Source organism: Arenimonas terrae (assembly GCF_006265115.1).
Taxonomy (GTDB): domain Bacteria; phylum Pseudomonadota; class Gammaproteobacteria; order Xanthomonadales; family Xanthomonadaceae; genus Arenimonas; species Arenimonas terrae.
In genome coordinates this window covers 1271787-1292520 of sequence record NZ_SMDR01000001.1, presented here as the reverse complement: position 1 = coordinate 1292520, position 20734 = coordinate 1271787, and the positions used below count along the sequence as shown (strand labels likewise).

Below are 20734 nucleotides of genomic sequence, written 5' to 3'. Positions count from 1 at the left end.
CGCGGAGGCGCTGGCGCGCCGGGTCAGTAGTACGTCCACAGCTCGCGTTCGCCGTGCAGGTGCGGCAGCGCGTTCCAGCTGCCCAGGCGCAGGCGGCCGGCGTGCGGGTGGAATTCGCTCAGCGCACTGTTGCGCAGCGCCAGGTTCAGTTCGACGGCGCGGTGGTCGGGCACGTCCAGGGCGATCTGGGCCAGGCGCGAGATCACGCCGCCCGAGCTCAGCACCAGGGCCTCGCCGTCGCCGGCCAGGGCCTCGAGCCGCTCGCCGGCGGCGTGCACGCGCGCGCCGAACGTGGCCCAGGATTCCGGCAGGTCCGGCAGTTCGTCGCGCGCCCAGGCCAGCAGCGCGGCCTGCAGCATCGCGCCGACGTCGCGCGGCCTGCCGCTGCGGCTGGCGATGGCGACCGGGTGGTCGGCGTTGCGGGTCAGCCAGGTGCTGAAGACAGCCTGATGGTCGAATTCCGCGAAGCCTTCGTCGGCGACCGGTTCCGGCAGGTCCAGGCCCTGGGCGGCGAAGGCCGCGGCCACGCCCTCGGCGGTCTGCCGGTGCCGGCGCATGCCGCCCACCACCACCGCCTTGAAGCGGTGCCCGCCGCGGGCCAGCCACTCGCCCAGCCGGCGCGACTGTTCGTGCCCGCGCTCGGACAGGTTGTCGTAGTCGGCGGCGCCGTAGCTCGCCTGTCCGTGGCGAACCAGCAGCAGGCTCACTGGGGGAAGAACTCCTGGCGGAAGCTGGCCTTGATCGGCGCGGCGCCCTCGGTGCTGACCTGGACTTCGAAGTTCAGCGTTTCCTGGCCCTGGATGCGCGCCTCGGCCAGGTAGTAGATCGCCTCGCCCTCGCGCACTTCGCGCACGCGCAGCTCCGAACGCTGGCCGTTGAGGTTGGTGGCGGCGACGGTGACCGTGGCCGGCACCGCCTGGTCGGCGCCGGGCTCGCCGCGGCGGACCGAGACATTGACCAGGGCGCGGTTGGCCGAACGGGTGATGCCGTACTGGCGCGCGACGTCCGCCGTCAGGCTGGTGGTCGGCACGGCGTTGTAGTGCACGACGAGCTCGCCGGAGCGGACCGAGTTCTGGCCCAGCGCGGGCAGGGCGAACAGCAGTCCGGACACCAGGATGGAGAACAGAAGGAAGTGCGAACGACGCATGGCCTGACCTCCTTGGGGCGGGAAGGCATCATCTCGCCGCGGCCGCGGTCTGTCATCCACGGCGCGTGACGATCAGCCGTTTCCAGCGGCCAGCTCCCGGCCCCGGCGCGTGGCCGCGGCGATGGCCTGGTCCACCAGCTGGCGGAAGCCGCTGGCCTCGAAGGTTTCCAGCGCCGCCTGGGTGGTGCCGCCGGGCGAGGTGACCCGCTGGCGCAGCACGGCCGCCGGTTCGCCCGATTCGCTGAGCATGCGCGCGGCGCCCAGCAGGGTCTGCAGCACCAGCACGCGGGCGGTTTCCGGCGCCAGGCCCTGGGCTACGCCGGCGGCCTGCATCGCCTCGGCCAGCAGGAACGCGTAGGCCGGGCCGCTGCCGGAGACGGCGGTGACCGCATCCATCAGCCCCTCGTCGGGGATCCAGGCGGTGATGCCTGCGGCCTGCATCAGGGTTTCGGCGGCCTTGCGCTGCGCCAGCGACACCCGGCCGTTGGCAAACAGGCCAGTGGCGCCCGCCCCGAGCAGGGCGGGCGTGTTGGGCATGCTCCGCACCACCGCCTGGTCGCCGCCCAGCCATTGGTCGATCTGGGCGGTGGTGATGCCGGCGGCGATCGAGACCAGCAGCGGACGCTGGGCCTGCGCCAGCGGCGCCAGGGATTCGCAGACGCTGCGCATCACCTGGGGTTTGACCGCCAGCAGCCAGGTGCCGGCGCCTGCCGCGGCTTCGACGCCGGTGGCGCGCACGCGCACCCCGAAGTCGCTGGCCAGGGCCTCGCGCAAGGCTTCGACCGGTTCGGCCACGCGCAGCGCTTCGGGCGCGTGGCCGCGGGCGATCAGGCCGCCGATCAGGCTGCGGGCCATGTTGCCGCCGCCGATGAATGTTATGGGGTGTCTGTCCATGCCGGCACCGTAAAGGAAAGGAGTGGCCTCAGTCACGCCGGCCGAACAGGGCGGTGCCGATGCGCACCAGGGTCGAGCCCTCGGCGATGGCCAACGCGTAGTCGTCGCTCATGCCCATGGACAGCGTGTCCACCGAAGGATGCGCGGCGGCCAGCCGGTCCTGCAGCGCCTTCAGGCGGCGGAACGCGTCCCGCCGGTGGGCCGGATCGGGGTGCGGCTCGGGGATGGCCATCAGCCCGCGCAGCCGCAGCCGGGGCGCCGCGGCAATGCGCCCGGCCAGGGCCATTACGTCGGCGGGTGCGCAGCCGGACTTGCTGGCTTCACCGTCGACATTCACCTGGATCAGGACATTCAGCGGCGGCCGGTCGGCCGGCCGCGCCTGGCCGAGGGCGTCCACCAGCTTGGGGCGGTCGAGCGAGTGCACCCAGTCGAAATGCTCGGCGGCCTCGCGGCTCTTGTTCGACTGCAGGTGGCCGATCAGGTGCCACTCCAGGTCCAGGTCGGCCAGCGCCTGCCGCTTGGCCACACCTTCCTGAACATAGTTCTCGCCGAAGGCGCGCTGGCCCACGGCGGCGAGGGCGCGCACCGCTTCCGCGGGCCGGGTCTTGGACACCGCCAGCAGCTTCACCGCCCCTGGCCGGCCGGACAAGGTTGCCGCGTTTTCAATACCTTGCAAGACGCCGTGCAGGGTCCGGGCGAACGATTCCATGGATGGCATTGACCTCTGTGGATAGCGCTATACTGCCCCGGGGGCACGCGATCGCCTATTCATTAATTGGATGCGCCGCTAAGGGGATTTGAAGATGGACATCGCCGAACTTCTGGCATTCTCGGTCAAGAACAAGGCCTCCGACCTGCACCTGTCGGCCGGCCTGCCGCCCATGATCCGCGTCGACGGCGACGTCCGCCGCATCAACATCCCCGCCCTGGACCACAAGCAGGTGCACGCGCTGGTGTACGACATCATGTCGGACAAGCAGCGGCGCGACTACGAGGAATTCCTCGAGGTCGACTTCTCCTTCGAAATTCCCGGCCTGGCGCGCTTCCGCGTCAACGCCTTCAACCAGAACCGCGGCGCCGGCGCGGTGTTCCGCACCATTCCCAGCCAGATCCTGACGCTCGAGGAGCTGGCGGCGCCGAAGATCTTCTCCGAACTCGTGCAGCAGCCCCAGGGCCTGGTCCTGGTGACCGGCCCAACCGGCTCGGGCAAGTCCACGACGCTGGCCGCCATGGTCGACAGCGTCAACAAGAACGAGTTCGGCCACATCCTCACCGTCGAGGACCCGATCGAGTTCGTGCATACCTCGCAGAAGTGCCTGGTGAACCAGCGCGAAGTCCACCGCGACACGCACGGCTTCAACGAGGCCCTGCGTTCGGCCCTGCGCGAAGACCCCGACTACATCCTGGTCGGCGAAATGCGCGACCTGGAAACCATCCGCCTGGCGCTGACCGCCGCGGAGACCGGCCACCTGGTGTTCGCCACCCTGCACACCTCGTCGGCGGCCAAGACCATCGACCGCATCATCGACGTGTTCCCGGCCGGCGAGAAGCCGATGGTGCGCTCGATGCTGTCGGAGTCGCTGCGTGCGGTCATTTCGCAGTCGCTGCTCAAGAAGGTCGGCGGCGGCCGCGTCGCGGCGCACGAGATCATGATCGCGACCCCGGCCATCCGGAACCTGATCCGCGAGGACAAGGTCGCCCAGATGTACTCGTCGATCCAGACCGGCCAGGCCTATGGCATGCAGACGCTCGACCAGTGCCTGCAGGACATGGTCAAGCGCGGCCTGGTGACGAAGCTGCAGGCCAAGGAATACGCCAAGGAAAAGAAGCTTTTCGAATGACGTCACGGCCGGTGGGGGCTGGCAGGACGCCGCATGAACACCGCACCCGGGCCAAGGCCCCGGGTGCACCACAGGAGCACGCATGAGCAGCATCGACTTCACCTCCTTCCTGAAGCTGATGGCGCACAAGAAGGCCTCGGACCTGTTCATCACGGCCGGCGTTCCGCCGTCGATGAAGGTCAACGGCAAGCTCTCGCCGATCACCCAGAACCCGCTCACGCCGCAGCAGTCGCGCGACCTGGTGCTGAACGTGATGAATCCCTCGCAGCGCGAGGAGTTCGAAAAGACCCACGAGTGCAACTTCGCGATCGGCGTCTCCGGCGTCGGCCGCTTCCGTGTGTCCTGCTTCTACCAGCGCAACCAGGTCGGCATGGTGCTGCGCCGCATCGAGACGCGCATCCCGACGGTCGAGGAGCTGAACCTGCCGGCTGTCATCAAGACCCTGGCGATGACCAAGCGCGGCATCATCCTGTTCGTCGGCGCGACCGGTACCGGCAAGTCGACCTCGCTGGCGGCGATGATCGGCTACCGCAACATGAACTCCTCGGGCCACATCATCACGATCGAGGACCCGATCGAGTTCGTGCACAAGCACGAGGGCTGCATCATCACCCAGCGCGAGGTCGGCATCGACACCGACAGCTGGGAGGCGGCGCTGAAGAACACCCTGCGCCAGGCGCCCGACGTGATCATGATCGGCGAGGTGCGTACCCGCGAGGGCATGGACCACGCCATCGCCTTCGCCGAGACCGGCCATCTGGTGCTGTGCACGCTGCACGCGAACAACGCCAACCAGGCGATGGACCGCATCATCAACTTCTTCCCGGAAGACCGCCGCAGCCAGCTGCTCATGGACCTGTCCATGAACCTCAAGGGCGTGGTCGCGCAGCAGCTGATCCCCACCCCGGATGGCAAGGCGCGCCGCGTGGCCATGGAGATCCTGCTGGGCACGCCGCTGGTGCAGGACTACATCCGCGACGGCGAGATCCACAAGATCAAGGACGTGATGAAGGAGTCGACCAACCTGGGCATGAAGACCTTCGACCAGGCCCTGTTCGAGCTCTACCAGGCCGGCGAGATCAGCTACGAGGACGCCCTGCGTTTCGCCGACTCCGCGAACGAAGTGCGCCTGAAGATCAAGCTGGCCCAGGGTGGCGACGCCCGCACCCTGTCGCAGGGTCTGGACGGCGTGGAGCTGTCCGAGGTCAAGTAGGCCTCCGGCCAGGCACTCGGAAGACGCCGGGCTTGCCCGGCGTTTTTCGTTTCCGGCGCCGGCCGGCCGCGCCGGGCGCGGTAGAATGCCGGCCATGTCGCGCACCCCGACCCCCGCCGGAAACTTCCTGGCCAACCACTTCCTGATCGCCATGCCGGCGCTGGAAGACCCGAACTTCCAGCGTTCGGTGACCCTGATCTGCCAGCACGATGCCGAGGGCGCCATGGGCATCGTCATCAACCGCGTCGCCGACTACACACTGGGCGAACTGCTGGCGCAGATGGAGCTGTCCGCGGACGAAGGCCTGGCCGCCGTGCCCCTGGTCGCCGGCGGCCCGGTGCAGCCGGACCGCGGCTTCGTCCTGCACGACGACCCGCGCGACTGGAGCTCCACCCTGCGCTTCGGCGACGGGCTGGCGGTGACGACCTCGCGCGACATCCTGACCGCGATGGCCGGTGGCGACGGCCCGGGCAATGTCCTGGTCGCGCTGGGTTATGCCGGCTGGACCGCGGGCCAGCTCGAGGCCGAACTTGCCGAGAACAGCTGGCTGACCGTGCCGGCCGACCGCGACATCCTGTTCCATCGCCCGCTGGACCAGCGCTGGCAGGCCGCGGCGTTCAGCGCCGGTGTGGACCTGGCGCGGCTGACCGGATACGCGGGCCACGCATGACGACGCTGACCACCCTGCTGGGCTTCGACGTCGGCGCGCGCCGCATCGGAGTGGCGGTCGGCAACACGGTGTCGGCCAGCGCCCGCGAGCTTGGCGTGCTCGATGTGTTCGACAGCGGCCCGGATTGGGCGCGCCTGGACCGCTGGGTGCAGGAGTGGCGGCCCGACGGCCTGGTGGTCGGCGATCCGGCCACGCTCGACGGCGGCGACCAGCCCATCCGACAGCGCGCCCGCGGTTTCGCCCGTGCCCTCGCCAAGCGCTACTCGCTGCCGGTGCAGCAGGTGGACGAACGCCGCAGCTCGATCGAGGCCGCCCAGCGTTTCGCCGCCGGCCGCGCCGCCGGCGCCCGCAAGAAGCACCAGGCCGCGCAGCTCGATGCGCTCGCCGCCGTGGTCATCCTCGAGCGCTGGCTGTCCGAGCCCCATTCCCGCCTTTCCCTGGATTCCGAGCCCGCCGCCCCATGAGCCACGACCTGCAGCTGCAACCCGACGGCCGCCTGCGCCACCTGCTGACCCTGGAAGGCCTGCCGGCCGCGACGATCACCGGGTTGCTCGACGCCGCCGAGGCGCTGCGTCCGCACGCCCACCGCGGCACCGCGCTGCGCGACCGCCTGGCCGGGCGTAGCCTGTGCACGCTGTTCTTCGAAACCTCCACGCGCACCCGCAGCAGCTTCCAGCTGGCGGCGACCCGCCTGGGCATGGACGTGCTGAACTTCGACCTCGCGACCTCGTCCACCAAGAAGGGCGAAAGCGCGCTCGACACCCTGCGCACGCTCGAGGCGATGGGCGTGGACAGCTTCGTGATCCGCCACGCCGACAACGGCGCCGTCGCCGCACTGGCCGCCGGCGCCGCGCCGGGCACCCGCATCATCAACGCAGGCGACGGCCGGTCCGCGCACCCGACCCAGGGCCTGCTCGACATGCTCACGCTGCGCCAGCACAAGGGCGCCGATTTCTCGCGCCTGGCCGTGCTGATCGCCGGCGACCTGAAACATTCGCGCGTCGCCCGATCGGACCTGCACGCGCTGCGCGCGCTGGGCTGCGGCGAGATCCGCGTCTGCGGCCCCGCCAACCTGCTGCCGGGCGACGACGTGCTGCAGGGCTGCCGGGTCTTCCATGACTTCGACCAGGCGGTGGCCGGCGTGGACGCGGCGATCATGCTGCGCCTGCAGCGCGAGCGCATGGACGAAGGCCTGGTGCCCTCGCTAGAGGGCTATTACAAGGACTACGGCCTGAGCCCGGCACGGCTGGCGCTGGCGAAACCCGATGCGATCGTCATGCACCCGGGGCCGATGAACCGCGGCGTCGAGATCGATGGCGGCGTCGCCGACGGTCCGCAGTCGGTGATCCTGCAGCAGGTCGCCAATGGCCTGCCGATGCGCATGGCGGTGATCGCTGCGCTGATGGGCTGACGCACTATTCGGTGGCGACCGTGCCGTTGAGGTAGTCGAAGGTGCGGGTGATGTGCAGCACGTCGATGTTTTCCTTGGTCGCCGGCAGCGGCGGGAAGGGTTCGGCCAGGCGCACGCTGCGCATCGCCGCCTGGTCGAGCACGCCCAGGCCGCTGCTGCGGTTGAGCACGATCTCCTCGATGCTGCCGTCGCGCTGCACGGCCACGGTGATCACCAGGCGCCCGCCCAGGCCGCGGCGGCGCGCCTCGTCGGGGTAGTTGAGGTTGCCGACGCGTTCGACCTTGGCGACCCAGGCCCGCAGATAGGTCGCGTATTCGTATTCGCGGGTGCTGGCGGTGACGAACTTGCGGCGGGGGCGCTTGGCCAGCAGCTCCTGGCGGCGCTCGATCTCGGCGGCCAGGCGCGCCATCTCCATGTTCTGCTCGATCAGTTCGCGGCCCTGGGGCAGGGCGCTGGGCTCGGTGTCGCGCTGGTCCTTGGGCAGGGGCAGGGCGCGGTCGCTGGCGCCGGTGGTGGTCAGCAGGCGCGGGGTCGGTTCCGGTTCGGGCGGCGGGGCCTGGGCGATCAGGACTTCCGGGGACAGGCCCGGGTCGGGCTTGGGCACCGGGGCCAGCTGCTCTTCGCGCGGGCGTTGCGCCCGGTCCTGGTCGCCGCCGCCCTGGTTGTTGGCCTGGGCGATGAAGTCCGCGTCCTCCGGGGCCTCGTCGCTGCGGGTCTCGGTCAGGATCACGTCCAGGGTCGGGGTGACCGGGGCGGCGGCATCCCGGGCGAAGCCCACGCCCAGGATCAGCACCCCGAAAGCGACCAGGGACAGCGCCAGGGTGGCACTGAGCCGCTCGGCGGGGCCGATCTGGCCGGGAACGACGGCCGCCATCTCAGCCGCGGCCGGCCCGGCGGGCCTCGATGGCGTCGAACAGCTGGCCGGCGATGTTCAGGCCGAACTGGGCGTCGAGCTCGCGCACGCAGGTCGGGCTGGTGACGTTGACCTCGGTCAGCCAGTCGCCGATCACGTCCAGGCCGACGAAGAGCATGCCCCGGCGCTTGAGCTCGGGGCCGACCTGGGCGGCGATCCAGCGGTCGCGGTCCGACAGGGGCCGGCCCTCGCCGCGGCCGCCCGCGGCCAGGTTGCCGCGGAACTCGTCGCCCTGCGGGATGCGCGCCAGGCAGTACGGCACAGGCTCACCGTCCACCAGCAGGATGCGCTTGTCGCCGTCGGTGATTTCCGGCAGGTAGCGCTGGGCCAGGGCCAGGTGGCGGCCGCTTTCGGTCAGGGTTTCCAGGATCACGTTCAGGTTCGGGTCGCCGGCCCGGACCCGGAAGATCGAGCGGCCGCCCATGCCGTCCAGGGGTTTGAGTACCGCGTCCCCGTGTTCGGCCACGAAGGCCTTGAGTTCGGCCGCGTCCCGGGACACCCGGGTCGGCGGGCAGCACTGGGGGAAGAGCAGGGCGCCGAGCTTCTCGTTCAGGTCGCGAAGGCCGCGGGGGTCGTTGACCACCAGCACGCCCGCGTCCTGGGCCAGGGAAAGGATGTGGCTGTCGTGCAGGTAGTCCGCGTCCACCGGCGGGTCGGTGCGCATCAGCACCACGTCCATCTCGGCCAGCGGCCGCGTGGACACCGCGCCCAGGCAGTACCAGTCGGCCGGATCGTCCCGGACCTGGGCCGGGGCGAGGCGGGCCATCGGCCTCGCGCCATCGAGCGACAGGCCGCCTGGGACCACGTAGTGCAGGCGGTGCCCGCGACGCTGGGCCTCAAGCATCATCGCGAAGCTTGTATCCTTGCCGATCTTGATCTTGCCGATCGGGTCCATCACCACGGCCACGTCCAGTGCCATCGGCGCCTGCATCTCCGTCATCCCGGGCGCCTAGCCTAGCAGGGCCTCCGGTGGACCGTGCAGGCGGTCACGTTCGAACCGGGACGCGCTTGACACATTTGGGCGCGGCTGGGATATAAGCTAGGAATCTGCGGGCTGCCGGACGGCGCCCGCGCAGCCAGGGACTGCATTGTTATGGGGAGTGAGATGGACGAAAACCACCTGGCCGGCTTGCGGGTCATGGTCATTGACGACTCGAAGACGATCCGCCGGACCGCCGAGACCCTGCTCAAGAAGGAGGGTTGCGATGTGGTGACGGCGACCGACGGCTTCGAGGCGCTCGCCAAGATCGCCGACCACCAGCCGCAGATCGTCTTCGTCGACATCATGATGCCGCGGCTCGATGGTTATCAGACCTGTGCGTTGATCAAGAACAACCAGATGTTCAAGGGCACGCCCGTGATCATGCTGTCGTCCAAGGACGGCCTGTTCGACAAGGCGCGCGGCCGCATCGTCGGCTCGGAGCAGTACCTGACCAAGCCCTTCACCCGCGATGAGCTGCTTTCGGCCATCCGCAAGTACGTTCCGGCCGGCTGATTCCGCCATGGCCAAGACCTCGCCCTCGCAGAACAAGCGCTCCGGCCCCTTCGAGACCCTGCTCGACTACGAGGAGCGTTCCCTCGCCCACGTCGCGGGCCGGCCGGAAATGGTCGAGGCGCCGGGCCACTGGCGCGGCGTCGGTTTCCGCCTGGGCCAGCGCCGCCTGGTGTCGTCCTTCGACGAAGTGGTCGAGATCCTGCCGCTTCCGCCCGTGACACCGGTCCCGGGCTCGCATACCTGGATGCTCGGCGTCGCCAACGTGCGCGGCAGCCTGCTGCCCGTGGTCGACCTCAAGCAGTTCCTGGAAGGCGAGCGCACGGTCGTGCACGAAGGCCAGCGCTGCCTGGTGGTGCGCCAGGCCGGCGGCAACGTCGCGGTGATCATCGACGAGCTGTTCGGCCAGCGTACCTTCAACGATTCGCACCGGGCCGAGCTGTCCGGCGAGAACGATGGCCGTTACGGTCATTTCGTCGGCCAGGCCTACCGGCTGGCCGAACAGACCTGGGGCGTGTTCAACATGTCCCTGCTCACGCGTACTCCCGAATTCCGCCAGGCCACCGCCTAAGTGGCCACTCAAGTACTTCAAATGTTGGTCTTTAAACAGGGGTTGAGGTCCAGTCATGAGCACTAATGCGCGCTCGTTCACCGACAAGCTAACTAATTTCGGCCTGGGCTTCTGGGCGTTCATCCTGATCATCTCGCTGCTGGTGTTCGGCGCCAACTTCCTCTACGCGGCTTTCCTCAACAACAAGGAAAACAACGCGCGAGGCCTGACGGCGGACCTGCAGGTGCTCTCGCAGCAGCTCGCGAAGTACACCCAGGAGGCGGTCGACGGCAACGCCGACGCCTTCACCGAGTTCAAGGCGACCAAGTCGCGCATCGACTCGATCGTCGGCGCGCTGCGTACCGGCAGCGACACCGAGGGCGTCGACGGCTACGAAGGCGACAACAACGCCATCGGCGTCAGCAGCGCCCTGGCCAAGGTGACCGACACCTGGACCCCGATGGCCGCCGCCGCCGAGCGAATCACCCAGTCCGAGGAAGACGTGCTCAACCTCTCCGACACCGCGGCGCAGTTCACCGCCCGCGTGCCGCGACTGGCCTTCCAGCTCGACGAAGTGGTGCGCTCGCTCTCCGACGCCAACGCCCCGGCCTCGCAGATCTCCATCGCCAACCGCCAGATCGTGCTGGCCGACCGCATGTCCCGCCGCGTGACGGAAATCGTCGCCGGCGGCGAGAACACCGTCTCGGCGGCCGACGCGCTCTCGCGCGACGCCACCGTGTTCGCGCAGGTGCTGCAGGGCTTCAAGGAAGGCAACGCCGAACTGGGCGTGAACCGCATCACCAGCCCGGCCGGCCTGGCCGCGCTGGCCGCGGTGGAAACCCTCTACACCGAGGCCCAGGGCGACCTGGACACCGTGCTCGGCGCCTCCGCCGACCTGGCCGAAGTGCAGGGCGCGGCGACCCAGATCTCGGAAGAGTCCAACGTGCTGCTCGAGAACAGCCAGGCGCTGTTCGCCAGCTTCGACTCCATCAATCTCCAGCGCGTCTTCCCCAATAACTACTGGGCGGTCGCCGGCGGCGCCGGCGCGGTCATCGGCCTGCTGGGACTGCTGTTCACCATCTTCCGCGACCAGCGTCGCCGCCTCGGCACCACCCAGGAGCTGAACCAGCGTAACCAGGAGGCGATTCTGCGCCTGCTGGACGAAATGGGTTCGCTCGCCGAAGGCGACCTGACCGTAAAGGCCACCGTCACCGAGGACATCACCGGCGCGATCGCCGACTCCATCAACTTCGCGGTCGAAGCGCTGCGATCCCTGGTGTCGACGATTAACGAAACCGCGGTGCAGGTCGCCGCGGCGGCCCAGGAAACCCAGGCCACCGCGATGCACCTGGCGGAAGCGGCGGAACACCAGGCGCAGCAGATCACCAGCGCCTCGGCCCAGATCAACGAGATCGCGAGCTCCATCGACGAGGTGTCGAAGAACTCCGCCGAATCGGCCGACGTGGCGCAGCGCTCCGTGCAGATCGCCGCCAAGGGCGCCGAAGTGGTGCGCCAGACGATCCAGGGCATGGACAACATCCGTGACCAGATCCAGGAAACCTCGAAGCGAATCAAGCGACTGGGCGAAAGCTCCCAGGAAATCGGCTCGATCGTGGAACTGATCAACGACATCTCGGAGCAGACCAACATCCTCGCGCTGAACGCCGCGATCCAGGCGGCCTCCGCCGGTGAAGCGGGCCGAGGCTTCGCGGTCGTGGCCGACGAAGTGCAGCGACTCGCGGAGCGCGCCTCGAACGCGACCAAGCGAATCGAGGCCCTGGTGCAGACCATTCAGTCCGACACCAACGAAGCCGTGAGCTCGATGGAACAGACCACCGCGGAAGTGGTGGCCGGTGCCCGACTCGCCGAGGACGCGGGCCTGGCCCTGGGCGAGATTGAAAAGGTGTCCAACGACCTCGCCGACCTCATCCAGAACATCTCCCAGGCGGCCCGCCAGCAGTCCACCGCGGCGACCAACATCACGGCCACCATGAGCGTGATTCAGGAGATCACCACCCAGACGTCGCAAGGCGCGAACCAGACGGCGGAGTCGATCGGAAACCTCGCCCAGCTGGCCGCCGACCTGCGCCGTTCGGTCGCGGACTTCAAGCTGCCGGGTTGACCCACCCCGGCTTGCCCCTGGCATCACTCCGGTGCGGACGTTCCTCCCGGCGTCCACACCCTGACAGGACCTCGGCATGAGGCTGCACGAAAACATCGATTTCACCACGCTCACCTGGGTCAAGCCCGAGCTCGACGAGACCTTGCGCCAGGCGCGCCAGGCGCTCGAAGCCTACGTCGAGGACGGCGAGGACCCGGGGCAGCTCAAGGCCTGCGCCAACTACCTGCACCAGGTGCAGGGCACGCTGCGCATGGTCGAGCTGTACGGCGCGGCCATGGTCGCCGAGGAGATGGAGCAGCTTGCGAAGGCGCTGGTCGAAGGCCGCGTCGCCGAGCGGGAAACCGGCTACGCCGCGCTGATGCGCGGCATTGTGCAGCTGCCCGACTACCTCGAGCGGCTGCAGAGCGGCCACCGCGACATCCCCATCGTCCTGCTGCCCCTGCTCAACGAGCTGCGCGAACCGCGCGGCGAGAAGGGTCTGTCGGAATCGGTGCTGTTCTCTCCCGACCTGTCGCGCCCCCTGCCGGCCTCCGCTGGCGGGCCCGCCGAGCCGCTGCCGCCCGAGCAGCTCAAGCGCCGCGCCGACACCCTGCGCAACCTGTTCCAGACGGCGCTGCTGCGCTGGCTCAAGGACGACAACAGCCCGGCCACGATCCGCGACCTGACCGACGTCTGCGAACAGCTGGTGCCGATCACCGACGCCGAGCATGCGCGCCGGCTGTTCTGGGTCGCCGCCGGCACGCTTGACGCGCTGGCCAAGAACGCCTTCGAAGCCAGCAAGCCGCTCAAGCAGGCGCTGGCCAAGGTCGAGCGCGAGATCAAGCGCCTGGCCGAGGGCGGCGACGCCGCCTTCCGCAGCGATCCGCCGCTGGAGCTGACGCGGCAGCTTCTGTATTTCGTCGCGCACGCGCCGACCGACCACGGCCGCATCGGCGAGATCCGCCAGGTGTTCGGCCTGGGCGAATACCTGCCCAGCGAATCCGAGCTGGCGCATGCCCGCGGCAGCCTCAGCGGCCGCAACCGCGCCCTGCTGTCCACCGTCGCCGGTGCGATCAAGGAAGACCTGCTGCGCGTCAAGGACGCGCTCGACCTGCACCTGCGCACGCCCGATGCCCCGGCGGCCGGCCTCAACGACCAGGTCGAGGCACTCGACCGCGTCGCCGACACGCTCGGCATGCTGGGACTCGGCGTGCCGCGCCGGGTCGTCCAGGACCAGCGCACCGCCATCCACGCCATCGTCAGCGGCCAGCGCGCCGCCGATGAGTCCGCACTGCTGGATATCGCCGGCGCCCTGCTTTACGTCGAAGCCTCGCTCGACGACCAGGTGGCGCGCCTCGGCGAAGCCGATGCCGACCCCGAGGGCGCGGCCGCCGCCGAAGAACCGAGCCTGCCCAGCACCGAAGCCCGCAAGGTGCTCGAGGTGCTGGTGAAGGAGGCGATCGCCAACTTCGCCCAGGCCCGCCAGTGTTTCGTCGCCTTCGTCGAAACCCACTGGGACCACGCCCAGCTCGCCGACGTGCCGCGCCTGCTCGAGGAAGTGGCCGGAGCGCTGCGCATCCTCGAAATCGAGGACGCACCCCAGTACCTCGCCGGCGTGCGTCGATTTACCGAAAGCGAACTGCTGCGCCGCCATCGCGTGCCCAACGGCCAGCAGATGGACCGCCTCGCCGATGCCCTGGCCGGCCTGGAGTACTACCTGGAGGCCCTGCGCGATCGGCGCCCGAAGCGCGAGCAGATCCTCGAGATCGCCCGCCAGAACCTGGAAGCGCTGGGCTACTGGCCGCTGCCTGCGGAAGAACTTGCGGCCGCGCCCGCCGCGCGCCCGGCCGCCGCCGCGCCGCCGCCGGCAGCCGCGCCGACGCCCGCTCCGGTGCCTGCCCCGGTGCCCGAAACACCGGCGCCCGCGGTCGAACCGCCGGTGGCCAGCGCCGAGGCCATCGAGCTCACCGACGCCTTCAGCCTGCCCGAGGGTGCGATCGATCCGGCCGTGATCGCGGCGGCCGAGCCCACCGCCGAACCGGTGGCCGACCTCGTGTTCGACCCCTTCTCCGAACCCGCGGTCGAACCGGCCGAAGCCGCGCCGGTTCCGGCCGAAGCGGCCGTTCCGGTCGAAGCCGTCTCCGTTCCCGCCCAGGTCGAAGTGCCGGCCCCGGCGGCCGCCGTGCCTGCACTCCCGCCCATTCCCGGCTTCGACGGCAGCAGCGACGAAATCGACGACGAGATCCGCGAAGTTTTCCTGGAAGAATTCCAGGAAGAGATCGGCAATCTCGAGCAGCTGCTGCCGACCTGGCGCCGGCAGCCCGACAACATGGAGCAGCTGCGGCCGATCCGCCGCGTGTTCCATACGCTCAAGGGCAGCGGCCGCCTGGTCGGCGCCAAGACCCTGGGCGAGTTCAGCTGGAAGGTCGAGAGCATGCTCAACCGCGTGCTCGACGGCACGCGTCCGGCCAGCCCGGCGGTGGTGTCGCTGATCGAGAACGCCTTCAACACCCTGCCGCTGCTGCGCGCCGCGCTGCAGGGCGAGACCGTCCACGCCGACCTCGAAGGCATCCAGCAGCTGGCCGACCGTGTCGCCGCCGGCGAAGAAGCTTTCTACCAGCCGGTGTCGGTGGCGCCTTCCGCTGCCTCGGCCCCGAAGGCCGCGGCGCCTGCCGTCGAGGCGGTCGTGCCTGCCCCGGTCGTCGCGGCGGAGCCGGAACCTGCGCCGGAGCTGGCTGTCGAAGCGGCGGAGGTCGAAGGCGACGAGTTCGCGATCGACCCGGTGCTGTTCGAGATCCTCAAGCCCGAAGTCGCCGGGCACCTGGAAACGGTGGACGCCTGGCTGGCCGCCTGCGCGGCCGCGGGCCCGCAGCCGGTCACCGACCCGCTGCTGCGCGCCGTGCATACGATGAATGGCGCGTTCGCGATGACCGAAGTCACCGCGCTCACCGACGTCACCGCGCCGCTCGAAGGCTTCATGAAGCGCTCGCTCGCCGGCCAGAGACTGCCGGACGCCGAGGGCGTGGCGGTGGTGGCTGCGGCCGCCGCTGCGATCCGCGAGGTGATCACGGCGCTGGAGCGCCCGCGCCCCGTGCTGTCGAGTTATGCCGAGCTTGCGCAGCGCACCGCGCGCCTGCGCGACGTGCTGCCCGAAGCCACCAGCCCGGTCGTGCCGATGCATCCGGAAGAGCCGGTCGGCGTGCTGCCGACCGCCGTTCCGATGGAAGCGCCGGACCTGTCGGGCCTGCCCGAGTTCACCTACGAGGAAGTGCCGGCCTCCCACGCCGATGCAGGCGCTTCCGAACTGGGCGAACGCGAGCTGCTGTCGCTCGACGCCTTCATCGAAGCGCCCGCGGAGGCTGCGGCCGACGTGCCGGCGTTCACGGTGAGCGAGACCGATCTGGATGCGCTGGGCCTGTCCTCGGACGAGCTCGCCGCGGCTGAAGCGGCGCTGCAGCAGCAAGCTGCCGCCGCTGAAGCCGAAGCTGCCGCCGCCGAAGCTGCCGCTGCCGAAGCTGCCGCTGCCGAAGCCGCCGCTGCCGAAGCCGCTGCTGCGGAAGCCGCTGCCGCCGAAGCCGCTGCCGCCGAAGCCGCTGCTGCTGAAGCCGCTGCCGCCGAAGCCGCTGCCGCTGAAGCTGCTGCCGCCGAAGCCGCTGCCGCTGAAGCTGCTGCCGCCGAAGCCGCTGCCGCCGAAGCCGCTGCCGCTGAAGCCGCTGCTGCTGAAGCCGCTGCGGCCGAAGCCGCTGCCGCCGAAGCCGCTGCCGCCGAAGCCGCTGCCGCCGAAGCTGCCGCCGCCGAAGCTGCCGCCGCCGAAGCTGCCGCTGCCGAAGCTGCCGCTGCCGAAGCTGCCGCTGCCGAAGCTGCCGCTGCCGAAGCCGCCGCTGCCGAAGCCGCCGCTGCCGAAGCCGCCGCTGCCGAAGCCGCTGCTGCCGAAGCTGCTGCAGCCGAAGCCGCCGCTGCCGAAGCCGCCGCTGCCGAAGCCGCCGCTGCCGAAGCCGCCGCTGCCGAAGCCGCCGCTGCCGCTGCCGAAGCCGCCGCCGCCATCGCGGCCCCGGCGCCGGCAGACGATTTCTATGGCCTGAGCCTGGACGAACTCGAGGCCCTGACCTCTCCCGATGCGGCGGTCGCCGCTGCGCCGGAGTCTGTCGCCGAGCTCCCGGTCGAAACGATCGAAGTCTCCACCCTCGACGTCCTGGACTTCGAGGTCGTGGAGGTCGTGGAAGCCGTCGAACCCGCCGAGGCGGTCGAAGAGGCCGCGCCTGTCGAAGCCGCCGTCGTGGCCGAAACCGTCGAAGCCGAACTCGACGACGGCCAGGACGAATCCGCCTCCCAGGTCCCGCTGGCCCTGGATCCGGATGATCCGGACGCCGAACTCGACACCAGCGATATCGACGTCGACCTGTTGGACATCTTCCTGGAAGAGTCGGGCGACCTGCTCGACCATTCCGATGGGCTGCTGGCCAGCCTGCGCGACAACACCACCGATCGCGAGCTCGTCATCGGCCTGCAGCGCGACCTGCATACGCTCAAGGGCGGTGCGCGCATGGCCGGCATCTACCCGGTCGGCGAACTCGGCCATGCGATGGAGTCCCTGCTCGAAGTGGTGGCCGAAGGCCGCCGCGAACTCGACCAGACCGGAGTCGTCGTGCTCGAACGCGCCTTCGACCGCCTGCACGGCATGGTCACGCGTGTCGGCGAGCGCAAGGCCATCGTGCTGCCGGCGAACCTGATCGCGCAGATCGACGCCCTGGCCAAGGGCCGTCCGCTCGAGGTCACCGGTACCGCCGCGCCGGCACCGGCCCAGGCGCGCCCCGCGGCGACCGAAACGGCGCTGGACCGCAAGGCTGCCGCCGCCGAGGAAGCCGCCGTCGTCCGTCCGGTGCTGGCACCGCGTACCGGCGCCGCCAACGAGATGGCGCCGCTGTCGGCGCCGATCGAAGGACTGGGCGAAGAAGACGATGGCAGCGGCGTCCGCGCGCCGCAGGAACAGGTCCGCATCCGCGCCGACCTGCTCGACCGCCTGGTCAACTACGCCGGCGAGGTGGCCATCTACCGCGCCCGCCTCGAACAGCAGCTCGGCGCGTTCCGCGCCAACCTCGGCGAACTTGGCCAGACCACCACGCGACTGCGCGAGCAGCTGCGCAAGCTCGACATCGAGACCGAGGCGCAGATCATCGCGCGCTACCAGCGCGAGGGCGACACCGGCGACGAGACCTTCGATCCGCTGGAGCTCGACCGTTTCACCACCCAGCAGCAGCTGTCGCGTTCGCTGTCCGAGTCCGCAGCCGACCTGGTCAGCCTGCAGGGTTCGCTCGACGACCTGACCCGCCAGTACGAAACCCTGCTGCTGCAGCAGTCGCGCGTGAGCTCGGACCTGCAGGAAGGCCTCATGCGCACGCGCATGGTGCCCTTCGACGCGCTGGTTCCGCGCCTGCGCCGCGTGCTGCGCCAGTCGGGCAGCGAGACCGGCAAGCAGGTCAACCTGAAGGTCGACGGCGCCAGCGGCGAAATGGACCGCAACGTGCTCGACCGCATGACCGCGCCGCTCGAACACATGCTGCGCAATGCGATCGCGCACGGCCTGGAAGTGCCGGCCGACCGCCGCAAGCTCAAGAAGCCGGAAGAGGGCACCGTCCGCATCCAGGTGCAGCGCGAAGGTTCCGAAGTCGTGCTCAAGGTCAGCGACGACGGCAAGGGCCTGGACAAGGAAGCGATCCGGAAGAAGGCGATCGAGCGCGGCCTGCTCAAGGCCGACGCCGAAGTCTCCGACCAGACGCTCTACGGCTTCATCCTCGAGACCGGCTTCTCCACCGCCCAGTCGGTCAGCCGCCTGGCCGGCCGCGGCGTCGGCATGGACGTGGTGTACAGCGAAATCCGCCAGCTCGGCGGCTCGCTCAGCATCGAATCCGAAGTCGGCAAGGGCAGTACCTTCACCATCCGCCTGCCGTTCACGCTCGCGGTCACGCAGGCGGTGTTCGTCAAGATCGGCGACACCAGCTTCGCGGTGCCGATCGCGTCGGTGCAGGGCGTGGGCCGCATGAGCCGCGCCGAGCTCGACAAGCAGCTCGCCACCGACACTCCGGCCTTCACCTACGCCGGCGAGTCCTACGCCATCCACGACCTGGGCCGCCTGATCGGCCATGCCCCGGCCAAGGCGCAGGACAGCCTGCAGATGCCGCTGCTGCTGGCCCGCTCCGGCGACCTGCGCGCCGCGATCTGCATCGACCAGGTGCTGGGCAGCAAGGAAATCGTGGTCAAGCCGGTGGGTCCGCAGGTCAACTCGATCCCGGGCATCTTCGGCGCGACCATCATGGGCGACGGCCGCGTCGTCGTGATCCTCGACGTCGCGCCGCTGGTGCGCCGCCAGGCCAGCATCGACCGCAGCGTCGAACTGGCCGCGGCCGCGCCGGCCCCGGTCGCCCGCCGCATCCCGGCGGTGATGGTGGTGGACGACTCGATCACCATGCGCAAGGTCACCGGCCGCGTGCTCGAGCGCCACAACTTCGAGGTGCTCACGGCGAAGGACGGCGTGGACGCCATCGAGAAGATGGCCGAGCGCGTGCCCGACCTGATGCTGCTCGATATCGAGATGCCGCGCATGGACGGCTACGAGCTGGCCCAGAACATGAAGTCGGACCCGCGCCTGAAGGACGTGCCGATCATCATGATCACCTCGCGCACCGGCGAGAAGCACCGCCAGCGCGCCTTCGACATCGGCGTCAACCGCTATCTCGGCAAGCCCTACCAGGAAGTCGAGCTGATGCGGAACGTGTTCGAGATGCTGGGCATGGAGCCGGTCAATGCTTGAGTCGCCGGTTCGTGTTGCGCTGCTGGCCCGCCCGGGCGACGCGCGTGACCAGCTCCGCCGTGCGCTGGCGGAACTGGGCGCGCAGCTGGTCGCCGAAGGCGACCCGGCCGAACTCGATCCCGGCACCGTCGCGGGCGAGAAGCCCTCGGTGGTCCTGGTCAGCCTGGAGCCTGCGGTCGAGGATGCGCTTTCGCGCTTCGACGACCTGTTGGCCGCGCCAGGCGTCGAGGTGATGTACGACGACGCCGAGGTGACCCGCCAGCTCGACGGTTGGGACCTTGCGCGCTGGGCCCGGCACCTGGCCGCCAAGCTGGTGGGCGGCGACCTGCTGCCGCCGGCGCCCGGCGGCGCCGATCACCTGCCCGAATTCGACCTCTCGCCCCAGCCCGGCGCGCCGCCGACGCCGGCGCAGGAAATGGCGCACGAGAAGCTCGAAGACTACGCGGCCGAATCGCTGGACCTGTCCGAATGGGTGCCGAGCACGCCTTCCCTGGCCGACGTGCCGGTCGAAACCGCCGAGGTGGAGCCCGCCGTTGCCGAGCCCGGCCTGGACGATGCCGAGCTGGAGCTGGACCTGGGCGACCTGGAGCAGGCGATGGGCCGTGCCGATGCCCAGGTCGAAACCACGCCGCGCGGCGTGCCCGGCCTGGACGACAGCCTCGACTTTGATCCACAGTCCATGGACATCGACCTTTCCGCCCTGCCTGAAGAGGGCGCGCGCCTGACGGTCGCCGACGACACCGACTCGCTCGACCTGGCCGACGAGCCGCTGCTCGCCGACGTCGAACTGGCCGACGGACCGGTGAGCTTCTCGTCCTTCAGCGAAGACGACGTCGCCCTGGCCGAGGGCATGGACGACGATGTCGCCGCCCTGGCGGCGCAGCTCGATGCCTACGAAGCCAGCGAGCAGCGCCAGGTACCGAAAGAGCCGGATTTTTCGAGTTCCGTCCAGGCGCCGGTGGCCGACTCGCCGGGCAAGCCCGCGCCGACCGCACCGGCGGCACGCAGCTCCGGATTCGGTGCACTCGAGCTGATTCCCATGGATGCCGAGATCGAAGCCGGCGCCGCCGTGGAGGAGGCCGTATCCGCCGGCGGGCAGGCTCCGAAGTCCGGCCGCGGTGCCGGGCTGAGCCTGGCCGACGCCGAAAGCGTGCACGAGTCCGTGATCAACAACGGCGCCCTGCTGGTGTTTGCCGGCCTGGGCGGCCCCGATGCGGTCCGCCAGCTGTTGTCGGCCCTGCCGCCCACCCTGCCGGTGCCTGTGCTGCTTTACCAGCACCTGGATACGGGCAAGCACGATCGCCTCGTCGGCCAGCTGGCCAAGGCCAGCCGCCTTCCGCTCGACCTTGCCCTGGAAGGCAAACTGGCCTTCTCCGGTCGCGTGGCGGTGCTGCCGCCCGGCGTCGGCATCCGTCATGGCGACGGCAACTTCACCTTCACCCAGGGCGGCGATCTTCCCTCGATCGTGTCGGCGCTGCCGGCGGCCGACAGCATGGTGCTGCTGCTCAGCGGTGCGGCGGCGTCGGTGGTTCCGGCCGTGTTGGCGCTCAAGGCATCGGGCGCGCGCGTGCTGGCGCAGACCCCGGCGACCTGCTTCGACGCCAGCGCCGCCGAATCGGTGATCGCCGCCGGCGCCGAAGTGGCCGAGCCGTCCGAACTGGCCCGACTGATCGTCGAGCGCTGGACCTGATCTA

At 69.9% G+C, this 20734-nt stretch carries 15 protein-coding genes and 2 pseudogenes; 11 read left to right on the top strand and 6 right to left on the bottom strand.

Annotated elements, in window-relative coordinates; genetic code table 11:
• Positions 1-23 precede the first annotated feature (23 nt).
• The 4 genes from E1B00_RS06245 to E1B00_RS06230 all read right to left on the bottom strand — a co-directional run bounded on the left by E1B00_RS06245 (position 24) and on the right by E1B00_RS06230 (position 2750).
• A complete protein-coding gene (locus E1B00_RS06245; RefSeq protein WP_139446699.1) occupies positions 24-707 on the bottom strand; it encodes a histidine phosphatase family protein in 684 nt (227 codons plus the stop codon).
• On the bottom strand, positions 704-1147 hold the full coding sequence (locus tag E1B00_RS06240) for a DUF4426 domain-containing protein (protein ID WP_139446697.1): 444 nt from the start codon (positions 1145-1147) through the stop codon (positions 704-706). Before E1B00_RS06240 ends, E1B00_RS06245 begins: the two co-directional genes overlap by 4 nt.
• Positions 1148-1219: 72 nt before the next feature.
• A complete protein-coding gene (gene proC / locus E1B00_RS06235; protein ID WP_139446695.1) occupies positions 1220-2041 on the bottom strand; it encodes a pyrroline-5-carboxylate reductase in 822 nt (273 codons plus the stop codon).
• A 28-nt stretch (positions 2042-2069) separates the two neighbouring features.
• Complete coding sequence (locus tag E1B00_RS06230; RefSeq protein ID WP_246048492.1) at positions 2070-2750, bottom strand: YggS family pyridoxal phosphate-dependent enzyme; 681 nt, start codon at positions 2748-2750, stop codon at positions 2070-2072.
• A 94-nt stretch (positions 2751-2844) separates the two neighbouring features.
• On the opposite strand from E1B00_RS06230, the gene E1B00_RS06225 reads away from it, so the two are divergent.
• The 5 genes from E1B00_RS06225 (at position 2845) to E1B00_RS06205 (ending at position 7176) form a co-directional block, all read left to right on the top strand.
• Positions 2845-3882: a type IV pilus twitching motility protein PilT gene (locus E1B00_RS06225; protein WP_139446691.1), complete on the top strand. Its 1038-nt coding sequence runs from the start codon at positions 2845-2847 to the stop codon at positions 3880-3882.
• An 82-nt stretch (positions 3883-3964) separates the two neighbouring features.
• Positions 3965-5095, top strand: a complete 1131-nt coding sequence (locus tag E1B00_RS06220; RefSeq protein ID WP_034213074.1) for a PilT/PilU family type 4a pilus ATPase — start codon at positions 3965-3967, stop codon at positions 5093-5095.
• A gap of 94 nt (positions 5096-5189) precedes the next feature.
• Positions 5190-5765 carry a YqgE/AlgH family protein gene (locus tag E1B00_RS06215; protein WP_139446690.1) on the top strand — a complete coding sequence of 192 codons (576 nt, stop codon included), beginning with the start codon at positions 5190-5192 and terminating at the stop codon, positions 5763-5765.
• Complete coding sequence (ruvX, locus tag E1B00_RS06210; RefSeq protein WP_139446688.1) at positions 5762-6229, top strand: Holliday junction resolvase RuvX; 468 nt, start codon at positions 5762-5764, stop codon at positions 6227-6229. The genes E1B00_RS06215 and ruvX overlap by 4 nt, the downstream gene beginning before the upstream one ends.
• Positions 6226-7176: an aspartate carbamoyltransferase catalytic subunit gene (locus E1B00_RS06205; protein ID WP_139446686.1), complete on the top strand. Its 951-nt coding sequence runs from the start codon at positions 6226-6228 to the stop codon at positions 7174-7176. The genes ruvX and E1B00_RS06205 overlap by 4 nt, the downstream gene beginning before the upstream one ends.
• A gap of 4 nt (positions 7177-7180) precedes the next feature.
• Here E1B00_RS06205 and E1B00_RS06200 read toward each other — a convergent pair whose 3' ends face one another.
• Both E1B00_RS06200 and gshB read right to left on the bottom strand, forming a co-directional pair.
• A complete protein-coding gene (locus E1B00_RS06200) occupies positions 7181-8050 on the bottom strand; it encodes an energy transducer TonB (RefSeq protein ID WP_139446685.1) in 870 nt (289 codons plus the stop codon).
• Between the two features lies 1 nt (position 8051).
• Complete coding sequence (gene gshB / locus E1B00_RS06195) at positions 8052-9008, bottom strand: glutathione synthase (RefSeq protein ID WP_139447753.1); 957 nt, start codon at positions 9006-9008, stop codon at positions 8052-8054.
• A gap of 186 nt (positions 9009-9194) precedes the next feature.
• Between gshB and pilG the strand changes: the two genes are divergently transcribed.
• The 6 genes and pseudogenes from pilG (at position 9195) to E1B00_RS06170 (ending at position 20730) form a co-directional block, all read left to right on the top strand.
• Positions 9195-9584 (top strand): twitching motility response regulator PilG, encoded by a 390-nt coding sequence (gene pilG, locus E1B00_RS06190; protein WP_176693133.1) that lies wholly within the window; start codon positions 9195-9197, stop codon positions 9582-9584.
• Between the two features lie 7 nt (positions 9585-9591).
• A complete protein-coding gene (locus E1B00_RS06185) occupies positions 9592-10152 on the top strand; it encodes a chemotaxis protein CheW (RefSeq protein WP_139446681.1) in 561 nt (186 codons plus the stop codon).
• Positions 10153-10207: 55 nt separating this feature from the next.
• Positions 10208-12253 (top strand): methyl-accepting chemotaxis protein, encoded by a 2046-nt coding sequence (locus E1B00_RS06180; RefSeq protein WP_139446678.1) that lies wholly within the window; start codon positions 10208-10210, stop codon positions 12251-12253.
• A gap of 76 nt (positions 12254-12329) precedes the next feature.
• A pseudogene (locus E1B00_RS15935) lies at positions 12330-15278 on the top strand (FimL-related protein); the annotation flags it as partial.
• An 882-nt stretch (positions 15279-16160) separates the two neighbouring features.
• A pseudogene (locus E1B00_RS15930) lies at positions 16161-19040 on the top strand (response regulator); the annotation flags it as partial.
• Positions 19033-20730 carry a chemotaxis protein CheB gene (locus E1B00_RS06170; RefSeq protein WP_139446674.1) on the top strand — a complete coding sequence of 566 codons (1698 nt, stop codon included), beginning with the start codon at positions 19033-19035 and terminating at the stop codon, positions 20728-20730. The pseudogene E1B00_RS15930 and the gene E1B00_RS06170, both read left to right, overlap by 8 nt.
• The last annotated feature ends 4 nt before the right edge of the window (positions 20731-20734 follow it).